The following is a 15,494-nucleotide window of genomic DNA, read 5'->3' as shown; positions in this document are numbered from 1 at the left end:
CGAGGGTGCCCTCCATGAACCTGTTTACGCCGCTGACACTGCCCAACGGGGCGGTGATTCCGAACCGTCTGGCCAAGGCCGCGATGGAAGAGAACATGGCCGATGCGAACCACGCACCGTCCGACGCGTTGCTGCGCCTGTACCAGGCGTGGGCCGACGGCCAGGTCGGCCTGATCCTGACCGGCAACGTGATGGTGGACGGCCGCGCGATGACGGGGCCGAACGGGGTCGTGCTCGAGAGCGATGCGCATCTCGAGCGCTTCCGCCGCTGGGCGCAGGTGGCGCGCTCGGGCGGCGCGCACGTGTGGATGCAGATCAATCACCCGGGGCGCCAGATGCAGGCGGCGCTCGGCCAGACCACGCTCGCGCCGTCGGCCGTGGCGCTCGAACTCGGCGCGCTGTCGAAGCAGTTCCCGGTGCCGAAGGAGATGACGCAAGCCGACATCGCGGATGTGCAGCAGCGCTTCGTGCGCGCCGCCAGGCTCGCGGAGCAGAGCGGCTTCAACGGCGTGGAGATTCACGCGGCGCACGGCTATCTGCTGAGCCAGTTCCTGTCGCCGCTGACGAACCGCCGGCAGGATGGGTGGGGCGGCAGCATCGAGAATCGCGCGCGCCTGCTGCTCGATATCGTGCGGGACGTGCGGGCGACGGTGTCGCCGGAATTCGCGGTCGCGGTCAAGCTGAACTCGGCCGATTTCCAGCGCGGCGGCTTCAGCGCGGACGATGCGAAGCGCGTGGTCGAACTGCTGAATCCGCTCGGCGTCGATCTCGTCGAACTGTCGGGCGGCAGCTATGAAGTACCGGCGATGCAGGGCGAGGCGCGCGACGGGCGCACGCTGGCCCGCGAAGCGTATTTCCTCGAATTCGCACGCGACATCACGGCCGTCGCGCGGATGCCGCTGATGGTGACGGGCGGCATCCGGCGCCGGGTGGTCGCCGAGCAGGTGGTCGACAGCGGCGTGGCGATGGTCGGCATCGCGACCGCGCTGTCGATCGAGCCGAACCTGCCGCGCGACTGGCGGGCCGGCAAGGACAGCGCGCCGGTGTTGCAGCCGATCCGGTGGAAGAACAAGGCGTTGGGCGCGCTGGCCAACATGGCCGTCGTCAAGTTCCAGCTGACGCGGCTCAGCGAAGGCCGGCGCACGCACCCGCAGGTGTCGCCGCTGCGCGCGCTGGTCAGGCAGCAACTGGCCGCGCAGTGCCAGACGCGGCGCTACCGGAAGTGGATGGCGGGGCGCGCGGCGGGCACGCGTGCGTGACGTGCGCGGGCGGGGCAGCCTCGACTGTCCCGCACCGATCGGCCCGTCGCCTGGCGGGCCGTTTCAACGCTCGATCCTTTCGGATTGCTTTCCGAAATATCGAACCCGTTTACTGCATTATTCAGGCGCCTGAGCGCGATTTCAGCGTGGCATAATCCACCACCTTCATCGCAATCCGCTCTCGTCGCGCGTCATGCACGTCGCCCGTTTCCGCAAGCCAGGCAGCCTGATCGGATTGATCGCAATCCTGATGATGGCGCTCGCCCCTGCGGTCTCGCAGATGATGGCGTCGCGTTACAGGCTCGTCGATGCGCTGGCCGTCTATTGCACGGCGAGCGTCGACGAAGCGGTGATCGCGCACGACGACGGCAAGCCCGCGCACAGCGTCAAGGCGCACTGGCAAGCGTGCCCGTATTGCAGCTTCGTTGGCCACGCGGCCGCGCTGCTGGGCCATGCCGTTGCATTCGTCGTTCCGCGCGTGGATTCGCAAAGGCCGATCGCGTCGGCATCGATCCCGGCCCGCATCCGTCTCGTCCATACCGTCGCGCAATCGCGCGCGCCCCCTGCGTTCTCCTGAGATCGTCTGATTTTTCTGCCTGACCCGCCGCCGCTTCGCGGCCGGAACAGGCGGCTGTTCGTCGCGCGTGCGCGCGACGGCATCGAACGACAACCGGAGAACACACAACATGCCCCGCTTCAACCAACGGCACGCGCCCCGCGCATGTGCCGCGCTGCTGGCCGCCGTCGCCGGCCTGACCCATGCTGCCTTCGCGAACGCTCACGCGGTGGTGGGCGATCGCGTCTTTCCCGCGACGATGACCGTGGACGACCCCGGTGTCGGCGACGAATTCGACACGCAGTTCGGCCACATCAAGTCCTCCGACGACAGTGGCAACAACATCAACGTCAATACCGTGTCGTACGAGTGGGACAAGCTGATCACGAAGAACCTCGCGTTCAGCGTCGCCAGCCAGTACGTGTCGCAGAACGCGCCGGACGGCGGCTCCGCGAAGGGCTGGGACAACGTGACGCTCGGCGTGAAGTACCTTGCCTATACGAACGCCGCGCACGAACTCATGGCGTCGGTCGGCCTCAAGACCGAGATCGGCGGCACCGGCGCGAAATCGATCGCGAATCCGTACTCGACGTTCACGCCGGCCGTCTACGTCGGCAAGGGCTTCGGCGATCTGCCCGCGTCGCTCGGCTATCTGCGCCCGTTCGCAATTACGGCCGAGCTCGGGCCGAACCTGACCACGGCCTCCTCCGACCAGGGCCCGAATTCGCTCGGCTGGGGCATGACGCTGCAATACAGCATCCCGTACCTGCAGCAGCAGGTGAAGAACCTCGGCCTGCCGCAGCCGCTCAGCAACATGGTCTTCGTCGTCGAGGCGCCGATGAGCACCTGCACGGCGGGCGCGTGCTCGGGCCAGACGACCGGCACGATCAACCCGGGTGTGCTGTGGCTCAATCGCTACGGGCAATTCGGCATCGAGGCGCAGATCCCGGTCAATCGCGCGAGCGGCAACCATGTCGGCGTGCTCTTCGACGCGCACCTGTATTTCGACGACCTGTTCCCGGGCTCGCTCGGCAAGCCGCTGTTCTGATCGACGGAGAAACGCCATGAATCAGCTGACCACGTTGCGCATGGCCGCTGCCGCGCTGCTCCTCGCCGGCGCGCAGTTCGCGCATGCCCATGCGTTCCCGACGCATCAGGTGCCGTCCGCGGGCGAGACCGTGACCGCGTCGCCGCCACGCGTCGCGATCGATTTCGACGACGGGCTCGAACCCGCGTTCAGCTCGATCGCCGTCACCGATGCGCAGGGCCACGCCGTCACGAACGGCAAGGCCGAAGTCGACGCGTCGAACCGCAAGCACATGTCCGTCGCGCTGAACCCGCTTGCGCCCGGCGTCTACACGGTGGCGTGGGTGGCCGTCGCGCTCGACGGGCACCGCACGCAGGGGCACTACGCGTTCACGGTGAAGTAACGCCGGCCGCACCCGCGCGCGCCGCCGTGCATGTGCGGGCGGCACGCGCGTTGCAGCGCGTCGCGCCGCGTCAGAACCGGTAGTTCGCCAGCACTTCGAGCCGCCGGTCGTTGCCGAGCAGGTACTGCGTCTCGTTGTAGTACGCGGACTGCACGAAGCGGCGATTGAACACGTTGTACGCGCGGGCCGTGATCGTCGTGTCCTTGCGCGGCTTCCACGCGAGGCCGAGGTCGACCGTGGTGTACGACGGCATCACGAGCTGGTTCGCGGTATCGGCGAAGCGCTTGCCGACGTACTTGACGCCTGCGATGCCCGTCCAGTCCGGCGCGAAGCGCCAGCTCACCCACAGGTTCGCGAGCCGCTGCGGCACCGACACCGGCACGTTGCCCGCGCGTGACACCGTCGTGCCGCCGGCCGTCTGCTGGAAGTCGTCGTATTTCGCGCGCAGGATCGACACGTTCGCGTCGACGCGCCAGTCCTTCGCGATCTCCGCGCCGACCGTCGCTTCGAGCCCGCGCGACGACTGCTGGCCGACCTGGATCGACTGGTTCGGGTTCAGCGGATCGGCCGTCACGAGATTGCTCTTGACGATCCGGTACGCGGCGAGCGTCCATTCCGCCTTGCCGTCCAGGAACGACTGCTTCACGCCGATTTCGATCTGCCGGCCGGTCGCGAGCGTGAAGTTCGCCTTCGACGCATTCAGCGACAGCAGCGAGCTGATCGGGTCGGCCGCGACCGAATACTGGCCGTACACGGCGAGGCCGGGCTGCACGTCGTACACGGTGCCGATGCGCCAGCCCGTGTTCGCGAATACCTTCGTGAATGCGCTGCCGTTCACCAGATCGTCGCGGTTCACGCTCGCGTGGTCGTAGCGCAGCCCGCCGATCACCGACCAGCGCGGTGTGATTTCCAGCCGGTTCTCGGCGAACAGCGCGTACTGGTTCGACTGGCTGCGGTACTTCGGATAGGTGCCGGCCGTGTTGATGAAACTGCCCGGGTCGAAGTTGAACGGATCGACCGTCGACGTGCCCGAATACGGCGCGTTGTTGTCGTGCTGGAACGTCGTGTGATTGAACTCGACACCCGTCGAGAACGTGTTGCGCATCCCGAGCAGCGCGGAGGTCACGGTGGCCGCCGTCACGTTGCCGTACTGCTCCTGGTCGTGGAAGATTTCCGTATAGCTGCTGCGCCGGACCTGTGAGGTCGACGGCAGGTACGTGTAGTACTCCGCATCCTTCCAGTGACGGTTGCTCTTCATCCGGTACAGCGTGCTCGTCACGTTCAGGCTGTCGCTCGGCTGCCAGTTCGCCGACACCGTCGCCCAGCTGTCGCGGAACGCGATGTCGCTGTCGCCGACGTTGTAGTTCTTCTTGTCGAGCGCGCGATCGCGCGCGCCGTTGACGAGCGGCACGCCGAAATACTGCATCGGATGCTGGAAACCCTGCGCATACGACGCCGTCACGTACAGGTCGGACGTCACGTCGTAGCGCAGCGCGCCGGAGATCGACAGGTTGCGCGAATTGCCGCGGTCCACCCAGTTCGACGAGCGGTTGCCGCTGATGTCGAAACGGTACGACAGCTTGTCGTTGATCGCGCCGCCGCTGCCGAACGCGACCCGCGCCGTGCCCTCGGTGCCGCCGCCGGCCTGCAGTTCGTTCTGGATCGGGCCACGCGTCGGCTTCTTCGGAACGATGTTGACGACACCGCCGATCGCGCCTTCGCCGTAGATCACCGAAGCCGGGCCGCGCAGCACGTCGATATGGTCGACCGACCACGTGTCGAATGGAAAGGTGATGCCGATTGCGCCGTACGGGCGCACGCCGTCATAGAGTTGTGTGACCGACGACGCGCCGACGAAGCCGCGCGCACCGAGCTCCGAGCCGCCGTTGCCGGGATGCGGCGATGCGCTGATGCCGGCGGCGCGGCTCACCGCGTCGACGATCGCACTGTCGCCGCGCGTGTCGAGCGTCTTGCGATCGATCTGCTCGACGCTCGCGGGCGTTTCGAGCGACGACAGGCCGAGACGGCTGCCGGTGTCGAGCGGTTGCGTGAGCGGCGTCGCCTTCCTTGCGTTGACGCGAATCGGCGCAAGCGTGGCACCGGTGTTCCCGGCGCCGCTTTCCTGGGCTTGCCCGGCGGGCGCGAAGGCCGCGAGCAAGGCGGCGGGCAGCATCAATCTGAACTTCATGTTTCGGTTTCCTTTGAATCTGTGTAACGGGTCATGCCGCAGGCGGCGCATCAGAACGCGTACCGCATGCCGGCGAACACGCTGCGTCCTTCGCCCGGATAGAAGATCGCGGTGTTCGCGGTGCGCGCGTCCGCGACCGTGCTGATGTCGCTGACGTAGCGCTTGTTGGTCAGGTTGCGCGCATCGACGAACAGCGACAGTCCGTTGCGGAAGTCGTAGCCGGCCTGCAGCCCGAGCAGCGTGTAGCTCGGCACGCGCAACGTGTTCGCGTCGTCGGCCCACGCGCCCGACGGCACCCAGTCGAGCGTGGCCGCGATGTGGAAGCCGCTCGGGCGCGCGTAACCCAGCGTCGCGCGCAGCACGTTCAACGGCACGCCCGCGATCCGGTTGTTGCCGTACTGCGGGTCGTTCTTGAAGCGGAAGTCGTTCAGGTTCCAGACGCCGGACAGCGTGACTTTGTCGCCCACGCCGCGACCGGTGACGTTGCGGAACAGTTCGACCGACGCGCCGGCCTCGATCCCTTGCAGCACCGTCTTGTTCGCGTTGAACGTCGCCGCCGGCACGTCCGGGTTCGTCGTGTACTGCAGCAACTGGTCGCGCACGAGCGAGCGATAGGCGGTCACGTCCCAGCTCACGCGCTCGCGCGAGCCGCGCGTGCCGAACTCGATCGTCCACGCGTGCTGCGACGCGAGCGGCGTGAAGCGCGTCGTGTTCGAGAAGGTCTGCGTGAGGTCGGTGAAGTCGGGTACGTCCTGGCTGCGCGTGATGTCGACGTAGGCCTGGGTGTTCGCATCCGGCTGCCACAGCAGCCCGAGCTTCGGATTGACGCCGCTGTAGCTCGCGTTCGTCGACTTGTAGTTCGGGTCGCGCGGCAGCCCGCCGTTGTCGATGTACTCGCGCACCGAGTGCAGCACCTTCACGCCGGTCATCAGCGCAACGGTCGGCACGAAGAACAACCGGTTCTCGACATACGCCTCGTAGTTGAACGCGGCTTGCGTCGAGTCGAGCGTCTGTGCGCCCTTGTTGCCGTTGACGTTCACGTACTGGTTCGCCTGCGTGCGGCCGCCGAAGAAGCGCGCGCCGACGATCAGGTCGTTGCGCATCCCGCCGAGCGTCAGGCGGCCCGTGTAGCGCGGCGCAAATCCGTAGGTCCAGCCGTCCTGGTCGAGCGCCTGGAAGATCGGGTGATAGAGGCTCTTGTGAATGGCCCACGTGTCGAACTGCAGTTCGCCCGAATCGAGCTTCACTGTCGTGCGGTTCGCGATCCGCTCGGTGCGCGTATTGCGCGCCTGGTCGCCCGAGATCGCGTTCGGCGCGGCCTTGGTCGGATTGTTCAGCGCGTCGGACAGCGACAGCGTGCCCGGCAGCAACTGGTCGACGACATACACGCCGACGTAGAAGCGCGTCTCGACGGCCGGGCTGAACCGGTAGCCGACGTTCGCGTTGAACTGCTCGTATTGCCCCTTCGCGTGATCGCGATAACCGTCCGAATGATTGACGCTGAAGTTCGCGAGGAAGTCGAGCGGGCCGAGCACGCGCGAGATCTGCGCGCTCGTGCGTACCGTGCCGTAGCTGCCGCCTTCCACGCGCACGATGTTCGGCGCGTCGGCGGTATGGGCAGTCGGCGTGATGAAGTCGATCGCGCCGCCGAGTGTCGATGCACCGTACGCGAGGCCGTTGCCGCCCTTGTAGACCTGCACGGCCTGCAGCGCGAGCGGATCGATCTGGTAGTAGTCGCCGCTGCCGTCCGCGAGGTTGGTCGGGATGCCGTCCTGCAGGATCTCGAGACCGCGCGTGTGGTACGAGCGGGCAATGCCGGAGCCGCGAATCGACAGGCGCAGCTCCTGGCCGTAGCGGTTCTCGACGAACACGCCGGGCACGTCCTTCAGCACGTCGCGCAGCGTGAATGCGTAGGTGTTCCGGTAGCTGTCGGCATCGACGAAGCCCACCGAGCCGACCGTCTGGTCGAGCGTGCGCTTCAGGTCGGCGGTCGATTTCGACGTCAGCGCGTCCGTCGCGCGGGTCGCGTTGACGTTGATCGCGGGCAGCGTCGACGCGGCCGGTGCGTCGGTCGAGGCGTCGGTCGGCGCGGCGCCTTGTGCGCATGCGGCCGACGCGGAGAGCACCGAGATCGCGCCGGACAGCGCGACGGCAATACGGGTCAAGGGAAACATGTCGTTATACGTATGGTTATGGTGACGATGATGAAACGGACACGATGCGCGCCATGCGCGGCGCCGGCCGCCGCGCGTGGTCACGCGCGCGGGCTCGGCATCGGGCACCGGCAGGGCGGGCAGGCGAAGCGGACGGCGCCGCGCGGTGTGCGGCGGCGCGGTCGCGAGGTGCGTCAGGCGCGGGCGGAAGGCGGCCCGCGCGCGGCGAGCGCATAGCGCTTCGCCGGGCGGTGGGCGATGGGGATCAGTAGCTCGGGCGGCGCATGCCGCACGGCCGGGGAGGATGAGAGGAGCACCGCGACCTGCAGCGGTGGATGGCCGGCGAGCAGGCCGCAATAGCCACAGCGGTCGAAATGCTTGTCGGACGGTAAATCGGACGGCAAATCGGCCGGCGCATGCGTTTCCGCGTGCGCCACGAGCGTGTTGCCGGTTGCCGAGCAGATCGGCGCGGCCGGCACGCCGCTATCGGAAGCGCTCGCGCGCAGTTGCGAGATCAGCGGCGCGACGAGCGCGAGCACGAGCGCGAACAGCCCGAGCCACGCCATGGCCCGGGCTTGCCGCGTCGGCGCGCAACGTGCGCCGGCGCGCGATGAATCAGGCTGCCGCGCGTGCCGCACGGCCGAACAGCAGACGGTCGATCAACCAGACCGCGACGATCGTCGCGCCCATCAGCGGAAAGACGATGCCGAGCAGCACGAGCCCCGCAATCCAGCCGCGCATCGGCGGCGTGCCGCGTTCGCGCGACGGCGCGCCCACCTTGCCCGCCGGGCGGCGTTTCCACCACATCACGGTGCCGGTGACGGCCATCGCGGCGAGCCCGAGCGACAGCACCGCACAGATGATCTGGTTCGCGAGCCCGAAGTAGCGGCCCATGTGCAGCGACGTGCCGTACGACACGGCCCGCGATACCGCGCCGTAGTCGTCATAGCGGATGTCCTTCAACACGGTGCCGCTGTACTGGTCGATGTAGATCGTCCGCTCGGCCTGCGGATCGTCCGGGAAGTACGACGCGGTGAACACGCCGTCCGCGCCGGCCGGCAGCGCGAGCGTGTAGCCGCTCGTCACGCCGAGGCCCGCGACGATCGCGATGGCGCGGGCCAGCGGCAGCGGTGCCGGCGTCGGTGCCGACGGCGAATGCGGGACGGGCACGTTGCCGACCGCCCACGGCGTTTGCGGCAACGGCAGGTCGTCCATCACCATCCCGGGCATCGACTCGCCCGATTCATGATGATGGCCGGCCGGCGCGGCGGCCTGGGCAGGCGCGGGCGCCGCGGCGGCACCCGGGCGCGTCGAGCGCACCGACCCGCCGCCCCATGCGCCTTCCGGCGCGCCGAGGTTCACGGTCGCGGCCAGCGCCTTGAAGTTCTTGCCCCATGAGCCCGACCACGGCAGCCCCGTCAGGATGAATGCGACCGTGCCGGCCGCGAGCCAGATGCCGGCCGTCGCGTGGAGGTTCTTCCACAGCGGCCGGCCGCGCAGCGACAGGTCGGGGCGCAGTGCCTGTCCGACGCGCGCCGCACCACGCGGCCACCACAGTGCGATGCCGGTGCCGATCATCACGAAGGTCCAGCATGCGGCGAGCTCCATCAGCAGTTCGCCTGTCTTGCCGAGCAGCAGCTTGCGATGCAGCATCCGGTCGATCTGCATGAAGCGGTTCTCGACGCTCAGCGTGCCGAGCACGCTGCCGTCGTACGGGTTCACGTACACGCTCTCGCGGCTGCCGTCGCGCAGCCGGAACACATATTCGGCGCTGCGGTCCGGCGCGGTCGAGACCTGGACGGAAACCGGCGTCGCGCCGGCCGGCATCGCGGTGCGCGCGTTCGCGAGCAGCGTGTCGGAATCGAGTCGCGGCGTGGCGCGTGGCTCGACGACGAGCCGGTGCGGATACAGCAGCGGCTCGATCTGCGGCTGGAAGCAATAGAGCGTTCCGGTGATCGCGAGGACCACCAGGAACGGCATGACGAACAGGCCGGCATAGAAGTGCCAGCGCCAGAGCGTCCGGTAACCGGCGTGGGCGGATTGGGCGGGCGAGATCGCCCGTTCGACGGTGGTCGACATGGTGTCAGCTCCTCGTGTTCGTTGAGCGGCCACGCCGGCGCGGGCCGGTGGACGTCAACGTGCGATGCGCCCGCTTGCGCGCATCGACGGAACGGGCGGCGCGGGGCCATGCGCGGACGATGCGCATGACGGCGTCGCCCGCGCGATGCGGGCAGGCGGGTGAACGCTTGAATCAGGTCGTATGAGACGAACGGCGTGCAGGCCCGTGCACATCGACGTGCGCGGGCCGCAGGGTGGAACCGTCAGCAGAACAGAGGAGGCGCGCGGGAGGGTGGGCGATCGTCGAAGATCGATCGCACGAACGGAAGACGGTCGACGTGAATCCGGAAGCGCCGCGGCGCGGCGGCGGGAAACAGCAGCACCAGCAGCACGAACGACGCCAGCGCCGTGAACAGCGCGGCACCGAATGCGCACAGGCTGTCGCCGCTTCCGGACGAAGCCGGGTTGTCGGCATGCGCGTCATGCTTGAGCGCATCGGCGAGCGCGAGCGCATCGTTGGCCGGCGTGATCGGCGCGCCGGCATCGAAACGGGCAGCCAGCGCGGCCACGTTGACGATCAGCGGGCCGCGGCCCGAACACAGCACCACCGAGCCCGCATCCGGACCGTCCGGATCGAGCATCACGGCGCCCGACATCAGCGCGCGGGACAGCAGCGTCACGAGGAGGAACCCCCACAGCAGCTGTCGCGCGACGCTTTGCCGGAGCAGGAAGCGGCGAAGTGCGTTCATGGCGCGCGATTGTACATCCGTTTGCGGGGAGGGGACGCCCGTCACGCTGATGTGCGGAATCAGCCCGGCGCGCTGCCGGAAGCGGATGGGCGCGCCCGTGGCGGCTATCCGGAACCGGACGATCCGCTGCCGGGCGATGTGTTCGCCGGGCCATACGACCAGGTGCCGTCCGCGCGGGCGGTCAGCACGTTGCCCGAGCGCCGGTCGTAGAGATGCCACTGTTCGTCGGTCGGGTCGTCGCCGTACGGCCAGGTCGTCAGCTTGCCGCCGAGGTCGAAGTCGAACGCCCACGAACCCGGCTGGGCGCGCGGCGTGACCGATTGCAGGATCTGTCCGTCGAGACGTTGCGCGGCGGCCGCGATGTCGCCGGAGCGGGATTCGCTGTGCGCGAGCTCGTGACTGTCGAGTGCGATCGACCAATGGCAGTAGCAGATCCACAGATGCCCGTTGCCGGCGACCGTCACGTGCCGCGACGCGAGCCTGTCGCGAGCCGCCGCGGACAGGCCGGGCGAGCCGGCGAGCGGCTCCCTGACATGCAGCGCGGGTTGCCCGAATTCGAACGTGAGAAAGCTGCCCTGGCCTTTCGTCACGGACCAGGCAGGGGTTTCGCAGATGGTCGGCCAGATCCGGTCGAAGTCGGCGGCGTTCACGGCGTGCGTCTCACTTCGGCGAAACCGGCCCGGGTGTCGATCGCGGTGTCGTCATCGCCGGCGAGCATATCGGACAGGTCGGCAGGCGACATGCGCCGCATCGCCCGCTCGACGTCGCGATCGTAGCGGCGATCGTTCGGGTCGAGATGCTTTTGAGCCTTGCGCCCGTAGCGCTTCACGAACACGCCGAGTGCGCCGGCCAGCCGGGATGTCCGGTTCCTGATGCTCATGCGGCGAGATTATCGGGCATGCGCGCGAATCGGGAATGGCTGTCGCGGCCGTGCTTGCCGCCCGCGGCAGCCGATGGGTCGTGCCGGCTCAGGCCGGATACGCATCGTCGACTTTCAGGTTCGCGAGGCGGAACAGCGTGCGCAGCGTCTGCGGATGAATGTCGCGGTGCGCGGCGAGCGACGTCAGCATGAAGTCGAGCACCTTCGCGTAACGGAGCAGCACGAGGCAGCGCGCGAGATCGGGCGTGCGGCCGCGCATGTCCTCGGCGAGGTGGACCATTTCGGTGGACAGCGAGCGCGCCATCTCGAGTTCCATCTGCTGTTTTTCGGTCCAGTCGGGCAACGGCTGTTCAAGCAGTTTCGCGAGAAAGAGCTGGAACGACGTATCGGACGAATTGGGCAGCGCATCCATGAAGGGCCTCGTTGCTTGCGCGGATCGTTCGGGCGGATCCGGTGGAGGCGCCCGAGGGTGGATTTGTGTCCGCGCGGTGACCGGCGCGGCTGTCTCACCCGAACGGAATGCAGGTTCCGTACCAGCGCAGCGAGATGATTGTTGAGCAATGTTGAGCGACGGTGCGATGCAGGGCGGCGAGTCCCGCCGGTACTGGATTGCGGAGGCGATCGAGGAGGCCATCTACAGCCGCGGCGCGATGCATGTCGGGTACGCGGGGTAGTCCGGCGAAGCGAAATGCTTCACGGATGTAACGTAACGCCGGGATAAATTGCGTGGCGCGTTCCGTGGCGGGCCGACGAAACGGGCCGGCGCGTGCGTGCCGCCTGCGCCTGCCAAGCGTTCGGCCGCCGGAAGCGGCGGTACGGGATGGCCGCTACCGTCGGCGAAAACCGGCGGCGAATGTGACAGGTGTTTCAAAACCGAGACGGATTCGCGTGCGGCGATCCGGTTGCACGACCGCCCAACTGGCCCAGCGAATTGTCGGCCAAGTGTCCATGGGCAGACGGCGCGCGTTTGCCAACAATGCCCCAATCATCCCTGCGAGGTTCGACATGAGCGTCCACGCCTTCTTCTCGGCCAACCTGTTGCTGGCCTATACGGCCTATTTCATCGGGACGGCCAGCCCCGGCCCGAGCAATCTCGCGATCATGTCGGTCGCCGCGAACCAGGGCCGCAAGGCGGCGCTCGCGTTTGCGCTCGGTGTGATTTCAGGGTCGATGGTCTGGGCGACGGTGGCGGCGCTCGGCGTGTCGGCCGCGCTGCTGGCGTGGTCGAAACTGCTGGTCGCGATCAAGATCTTCGGCGGGCTGTACCTGATGTGGCTTGCGTTCAAGTCGGGGCGCACGGCGTGGTCGGGCAAGGCGGCCGCGTCGCTGAACGCAGCGGGCGAACAACGGCTGTCGCGCTTCTATGTACGCGGCGCCATGCTGCACCTGACCAACCCGAAAGCGATCCTCGTGTGGGTGTCGATCGTCGCGCTGTCGTCGAATGGCGCGGGCGCGTCGCACGGTGCCGTCGTGCCGGGCTGCCTCGTGATCGGGTGCCTGGTATTCGGCGGCTATGCGCTGGTGTTCTCGATGGACGGCGCGCGGCGGCTGTACGTGCGCGGCCGGCGCGCGATGGAAGCGTGTCTCGCCGTCGTGTTCGGCGTGGCGGGAATCAGGCTGCTGGTGTCGAACGTTTGAGGCGGCACGCGTGCGCGTCTAGCGGGCGGCACGCCGCGTGGCCGGGCGCGCGGCGTCGCCCGGCTGCTCCGCCGGGCGCGTGAACAGCGACACGATCGTCTGCCGGAGCCAGCGGTGCGCGGGATGGCTGTCCCAGCGCTGATGCCAGATCACGCAGTAGGGCCGCGCGGGCATGCGTACCGGCGGTTGCCGCGACACCAGTTCCTTTTCATGGATCGACAGGTCGAGCAGCGTGGTCGGCAGCACGCCGATGAAGTCCGACTCCCGGATGATCGCAAGCGCGGGCGTGTACGCATTCAGCGTGAGGACGAGATTGCGCCGCAGGCCGTGCGCGGCGAGCAGGCTGTCGTACACCGGCACCCGCATGCCGGAAAACCCGACGTCGAGATGCCGCGCCGCGAGAAAGCGCTTCAGCGTGAGCGGCCCCTTTGCGAGCGGGTGATCCTTGCGCATCAGGCAGCTCCAGTGGATCGGCCACATCTCGTGCGTGCGCACGCCGCTGCTCGGGCTCGCGTCGTTCAGATAACCGCCGATCGCGAGGTCGACACCGCCGCGATCGAACATGCCCGGCAGGTCGGCGACGCTGAACTGCGTGATCTCGATCCGCATCGCCGGTGCGTGCGTGCCCATGTACTGCGCGAGGCGCGGCATGATGCGCTCGACCGTGTAGTCCGACATCGCGATCGTGAAGGTGCCCCGATGATCCTGCGGGTCGAACTGGTCAGGCGAGATCGCCTGCTTCATTGCATCGAAGTGCGGCTGGAGCGCCGACCACAGCTCGCGCGCCCGCGCGGTCGGGCGCACACCCGAAACGGTCTTTTCGAACAGCACGTCGTCGAGCGATTCGCGCAGCCTGCGCAGCGCATTGCTGACCGCCGACTGTGAAAGCGCCAGCCGCTCGGCGGCGCGCGTGACGTTGCCTTCGGCCATCAATGCCGCGAACACGCGCAGCAGGTTGAGGTCGAGCTGGCGGAACAGATCCTTCATCGCACATCTCCGTTGCGGGTGCCGGGCTCCCGTGCGTGGTGTCGGGAACCGGAACGGCGTGGCCGCCAGTGTCCGGGCGACGGGCCACCCGGGCAAGGCCGCGTTTGCCCTTGGGGCCGATCCGGCGCTACGGCGAAGCCGCGCACCGGCTATCACCGTTATTCACGTTGGTGATGATCATATTCCGGAAATCCGTTGGACGCGGTAACGGTACGCATCGAACATGAATGCGAAACCACTGCAGCCAGCAGGTGGAGGAGACAGACGATGAAAGAGAATGCAGTGAATCCGGCCGGCGCCCTGGCGCTCGATCGCCGTTCGGCACAGGCGTTGCCGTCCGCGCGAGCGGGCACGCTGCGCGACGTCGCGGCCGCCGCCGCGGGCAACGCGCTCGAATGGTTCGACTTCGTGATCTACGGCTATTTCGCCAGCGTGATCGCAAAGCTGTTTTTCCCGGTGGCCGGGCCGGTCGGGTCGCTGTTGCTCGTGACGGCCACCTTCGGCGTGGGTTTCGTCGTGCGGCCGCTCGGCAGTGTCGTGCTCGGGCTGTACGGCGATCGGTATGGCCGCAAGGCGGCGATGTCCGTCACGATCTGGCTGATGATGGCCGGCACGGCGGCGATCGCGGTGGCGCCGCCGTATGCGCAGGCCGGCTGGCTCGGCGCGACGATCCTCGTGCTGGCGCGGCTCGTGCAGGGCTTTGCGGCATCGGGCGAATTCGGCAGCACCGTCGCCTTCCTCGCGGAAAAGGCGCCGCCGCATCGACGCCATTTCTTCGTGAGCCTGCAGATGTCGAGCACGATGCTGGCCATCGTGCTGGGCGGCACGATCGGCACGATCCTGACGACGTCGCTCAGCCCGCATCAGCTCGAAAGCTGGGGCTGGCGCGTGCCGTTCGTGGTCGGGCTGCTGATCGGCCCGGTCGGCTTCTACATCCGCAGGAGCGTGTCGGAAACCGACGCGTTCGTGCACGGCGTAGCGCTGCCGGTCGCGCAGGTGCTCAAGTGTCTGTTCGGCGAGCACCTCGCGTCGTTCCTCGCGGCGATCGGCGTGACGATCGTCAGCACGGCCGCGTTCTACATGTACCTGATCTACATGCCGACGTTCGCGGTGAAGCAGCTCGGGTTGCCGATGTCCGCGCCGTTCATGAGCACGACGGTCGCCGGCATCGTGATGGTCGCGATCGCGCCGCTCGCGGGCCTGCTCGGCGACGTCTGGCGCCGGCCGGTCGCGATGGTCGCCGCCGCGATCGTCGTGCTGGGCGCGATCACGCTACCGCTCTATACGTGGGTCATCGCCAGCCCTTCGCTTCGCAACCTGCTGATCATGCAGGCTGCCGCCGCGGTGCCGATGGGCGTGCTCGTCGGGCTGGTGCCTGCGCTGTCCGCGCGCGCGTTCCCGGCTGCGGTGCGCAGCACCGGGCTCGCGGTGTCGTACAACATCCCGACGACGGTCTTCGGCGGCTTTTCCCCGCTGATCGTCACGTGGCTGATCGCGACCACGCACAACAAGGCGTCGCCCGCGCTGTACATCGTCGCGATGTCGGTCGTGAGCCTGGTCGCGCTGCTCGGATTCCGACGCCTGTCGCGCGAATGA

At 68.0% G+C, this 15,494-nt stretch carries 15 protein-coding genes; 6 read left to right on the top strand and 9 right to left on the bottom strand.

The annotated features are described in order from the left end of the window. Nucleotides 1–14: 14 nt before the first annotated feature. The 4 genes from HAV18_RS09515 to HAV18_RS09500 all read left to right on the top strand — a co-directional run bounded on the left by HAV18_RS09515 (nt 15) and on the right by HAV18_RS09500 (nt 3,245). Nucleotides 15–1,259 carry an NADH:flavin oxidoreductase/NADH oxidase family protein gene (locus tag HAV18_RS09515; protein ID WP_166955009.1) on the top strand — a complete coding sequence of 415 codons (1,245 nt, stop codon included), beginning with the start codon at nt 15–17 and terminating at the stop codon, nt 1,257–1,259. Between the two features lie 193 nt (nt 1,260–1,452). Further along, nucleotides 1,453–1,836 carry a DUF2946 domain-containing protein gene (locus tag HAV18_RS09510; protein WP_166955008.1) on the top strand — a complete coding sequence of 128 codons (384 nt, stop codon included), beginning with the start codon at nt 1,453–1,455 and terminating at the stop codon, nt 1,834–1,836. A 109-nt stretch (nt 1,837–1,945) separates the two neighbouring features. Next, the gene (locus tag HAV18_RS09505) at nt 1,946–2,863 is read left to right on the top strand and encodes a hypothetical protein (RefSeq protein WP_166955007.1); all 918 of its coding nucleotides are present in this window, start codon (nt 1,946–1,948) and stop codon (nt 2,861–2,863) included. A 16-nt stretch (nt 2,864–2,879) separates the two neighbouring features. Beyond that, nucleotides 2,880–3,245 carry a copper resistance protein CopC gene (locus HAV18_RS09500; protein WP_166955005.1) on the top strand — a complete coding sequence of 122 codons (366 nt, stop codon included), beginning with the start codon at nt 2,880–2,882 and terminating at the stop codon, nt 3,243–3,245. Nucleotides 3,246–3,315: 70 nt separating this feature from the next. Here the strand turns inward: HAV18_RS09500 and HAV18_RS09495 are convergent, their stop codons facing one another. The 8 genes from HAV18_RS09495 to HAV18_RS09460 all read right to left on the bottom strand — a co-directional run bounded on the left by HAV18_RS09495 (nt 3,316) and on the right by HAV18_RS09460 (nt 11,685). Beyond that, entirely contained in the window at nt 3,316–5,433 is a 2,118-nt protein-coding gene (locus HAV18_RS09495; protein ID WP_166955004.1) for a TonB-dependent siderophore receptor, read from the bottom strand. 50 nt (nt 5,434–5,483) lie between these two features. Then, the gene (locus tag HAV18_RS09490; RefSeq protein ID WP_166955003.1) at nt 5,484–7,607 is read right to left on the bottom strand and encodes a TonB-dependent receptor domain-containing protein; all 2,124 of its coding nucleotides are present in this window, start codon (nt 7,605–7,607) and stop codon (nt 5,484–5,486) included. A gap of 173 nt (nt 7,608–7,780) precedes the next feature. Further along, nucleotides 7,781–8,152 carry a DUF2946 domain-containing protein gene (locus HAV18_RS09485; RefSeq protein ID WP_166955001.1) on the bottom strand — a complete coding sequence of 124 codons (372 nt, stop codon included), beginning with the start codon at nt 8,150–8,152 and terminating at the stop codon, nt 7,781–7,783. A 49-nt stretch (nt 8,153–8,201) separates the two neighbouring features. Further along, the gene (locus HAV18_RS09480; RefSeq protein WP_166955000.1) at nt 8,202–9,665 is read right to left on the bottom strand and encodes a PepSY domain-containing protein; all 1,464 of its coding nucleotides are present in this window, start codon (nt 9,663–9,665) and stop codon (nt 8,202–8,204) included. A gap of 242 nt (nt 9,666–9,907) precedes the next feature. Further along, nucleotides 9,908–10,393, bottom strand: a complete 486-nt coding sequence (locus HAV18_RS09475) for a hypothetical protein (protein ID WP_166954998.1) — start codon at nt 10,391–10,393, stop codon at nt 9,908–9,910. A 104-nt stretch (nt 10,394–10,497) separates the two neighbouring features. Next, the gene (locus tag HAV18_RS09470; RefSeq protein WP_166954997.1) at nt 10,498–11,043 is read right to left on the bottom strand and encodes a hypothetical protein; all 546 of its coding nucleotides are present in this window, start codon (nt 11,041–11,043) and stop codon (nt 10,498–10,500) included. Then, nucleotides 11,040–11,273, bottom strand: coding sequence for a hypothetical protein (locus tag HAV18_RS09465; protein ID WP_208101891.1), 234 nt, complete (start codon nt 11,271–11,273; stop codon nt 11,040–11,042). Before HAV18_RS09465 ends, HAV18_RS09470 begins: the two co-directional genes overlap by 4 nt. Nucleotides 11,274–11,361: 88 nt before the next feature. After that, nucleotides 11,362–11,685 carry a hypothetical protein gene (locus tag HAV18_RS09460; RefSeq protein ID WP_021162626.1) on the bottom strand — a complete coding sequence of 108 codons (324 nt, stop codon included), beginning with the start codon at nt 11,683–11,685 and terminating at the stop codon, nt 11,362–11,364. 593 nt (nt 11,686–12,278) lie between these two features. On the opposite strand from HAV18_RS09460, the gene HAV18_RS09455 reads away from it, so the two are divergent. Next, nucleotides 12,279–12,911, top strand: coding sequence for a LysE family translocator (locus tag HAV18_RS09455; protein ID WP_166954996.1), 633 nt, complete (start codon nt 12,279–12,281; stop codon nt 12,909–12,911). 18 nt (nt 12,912–12,929) lie between these two features. On the opposite strand, the gene HAV18_RS09450 is transcribed toward HAV18_RS09455, so the two are convergent. Then, nucleotides 12,930–13,898 (bottom strand): LysR family transcriptional regulator, encoded by a 969-nt coding sequence (locus HAV18_RS09450; RefSeq protein ID WP_166954995.1) that lies wholly within the window; start codon nt 13,896–13,898, stop codon nt 12,930–12,932. Between the two features lie 267 nt (nt 13,899–14,165). On the opposite strand from HAV18_RS09450, the gene HAV18_RS09445 reads away from it, so the two are divergent. Then, nucleotides 14,166–15,494 carry an MFS transporter gene (locus HAV18_RS09445; protein WP_166954994.1) on the top strand — a complete coding sequence of 443 codons (1,329 nt, stop codon included), beginning with the start codon at nt 14,166–14,168 and terminating at the stop codon, nt 15,492–15,494.

The sequence above is a fragment of the Burkholderia sp. D-99 genome (assembly GCF_011605345.1).
Classification (GTDB): domain Bacteria; phylum Pseudomonadota; class Gammaproteobacteria; order Burkholderiales; family Burkholderiaceae; genus Burkholderia.
The sequence above is the reverse complement of the archived record's forward strand: the minus strand, read 5'-3'. Positions and strand labels throughout refer to the sequence as shown.

Coding starts and splice junctions, on each gene's coding strand:
- HAV18_RS09515 (WP_166955009.1), top strand. CDS start 15: ATGAACCTGTTTACGCCGCTGACACTGCCCAACGGGGCGGTGATTCCG.
- HAV18_RS09510 (WP_166955008.1), top strand. CDS start 1,453: ATGCACGTCGCCCGTTTCCGCAAGCCAGGCAGCCTGATCGGATTGATC.
- HAV18_RS09505 (WP_166955007.1), top strand. CDS start 1,946: ATGCCCCGCTTCAACCAACGGCACGCGCCCCGCGCATGTGCCGCGCTG.
- HAV18_RS09500 (WP_166955005.1), top strand. CDS start 2,880: ATGAATCAGCTGACCACGTTGCGCATGGCCGCTGCCGCGCTGCTCCTC.
- HAV18_RS09495 (WP_166955004.1), bottom strand. CDS start 5,433: ATGAAGTTCAGATTGATGCTGCCCGCCGCCTTGCTCGCGGCCTTCGCG.
- HAV18_RS09490 (WP_166955003.1), bottom strand. CDS start 7,607: ATGTTTCCCTTGACCCGTATTGCCGTCGCGCTGTCCGGCGCGATCTCG.
- HAV18_RS09485 (WP_166955001.1), bottom strand. CDS start 8,152: ATGGCGTGGCTCGGGCTGTTCGCGCTCGTGCTCGCGCTCGTCGCGCCG.
- HAV18_RS09480 (WP_166955000.1), bottom strand. CDS start 9,665: ATGTCGACCACCGTCGAACGGGCGATCTCGCCCGCCCAATCCGCCCAC.
- HAV18_RS09475 (WP_166954998.1), bottom strand. CDS start 10,393: ATGAACGCACTTCGCCGCTTCCTGCTCCGGCAAAGCGTCGCGCGACAG.
- HAV18_RS09465 (WP_208101891.1), bottom strand. CDS start 11,273: ATGAGCATCAGGAACCGGACATCCCGGCTGGCCGGCGCACTCGGCGTG.
- HAV18_RS09460 (WP_021162626.1), bottom strand. CDS start 11,685: ATGGATGCGCTGCCCAATTCGTCCGATACGTCGTTCCAGCTCTTTCTC.
- HAV18_RS09455 (WP_166954996.1), top strand. CDS start 12,279: ATGAGCGTCCACGCCTTCTTCTCGGCCAACCTGTTGCTGGCCTATACG.
- HAV18_RS09450 (WP_166954995.1), bottom strand. CDS start 13,898: ATGAAGGATCTGTTCCGCCAGCTCGACCTCAACCTGCTGCGCGTGTTC.
- HAV18_RS09445 (WP_166954994.1), top strand. CDS start 14,166: ATGAAAGAGAATGCAGTGAATCCGGCCGGCGCCCTGGCGCTCGATCGC.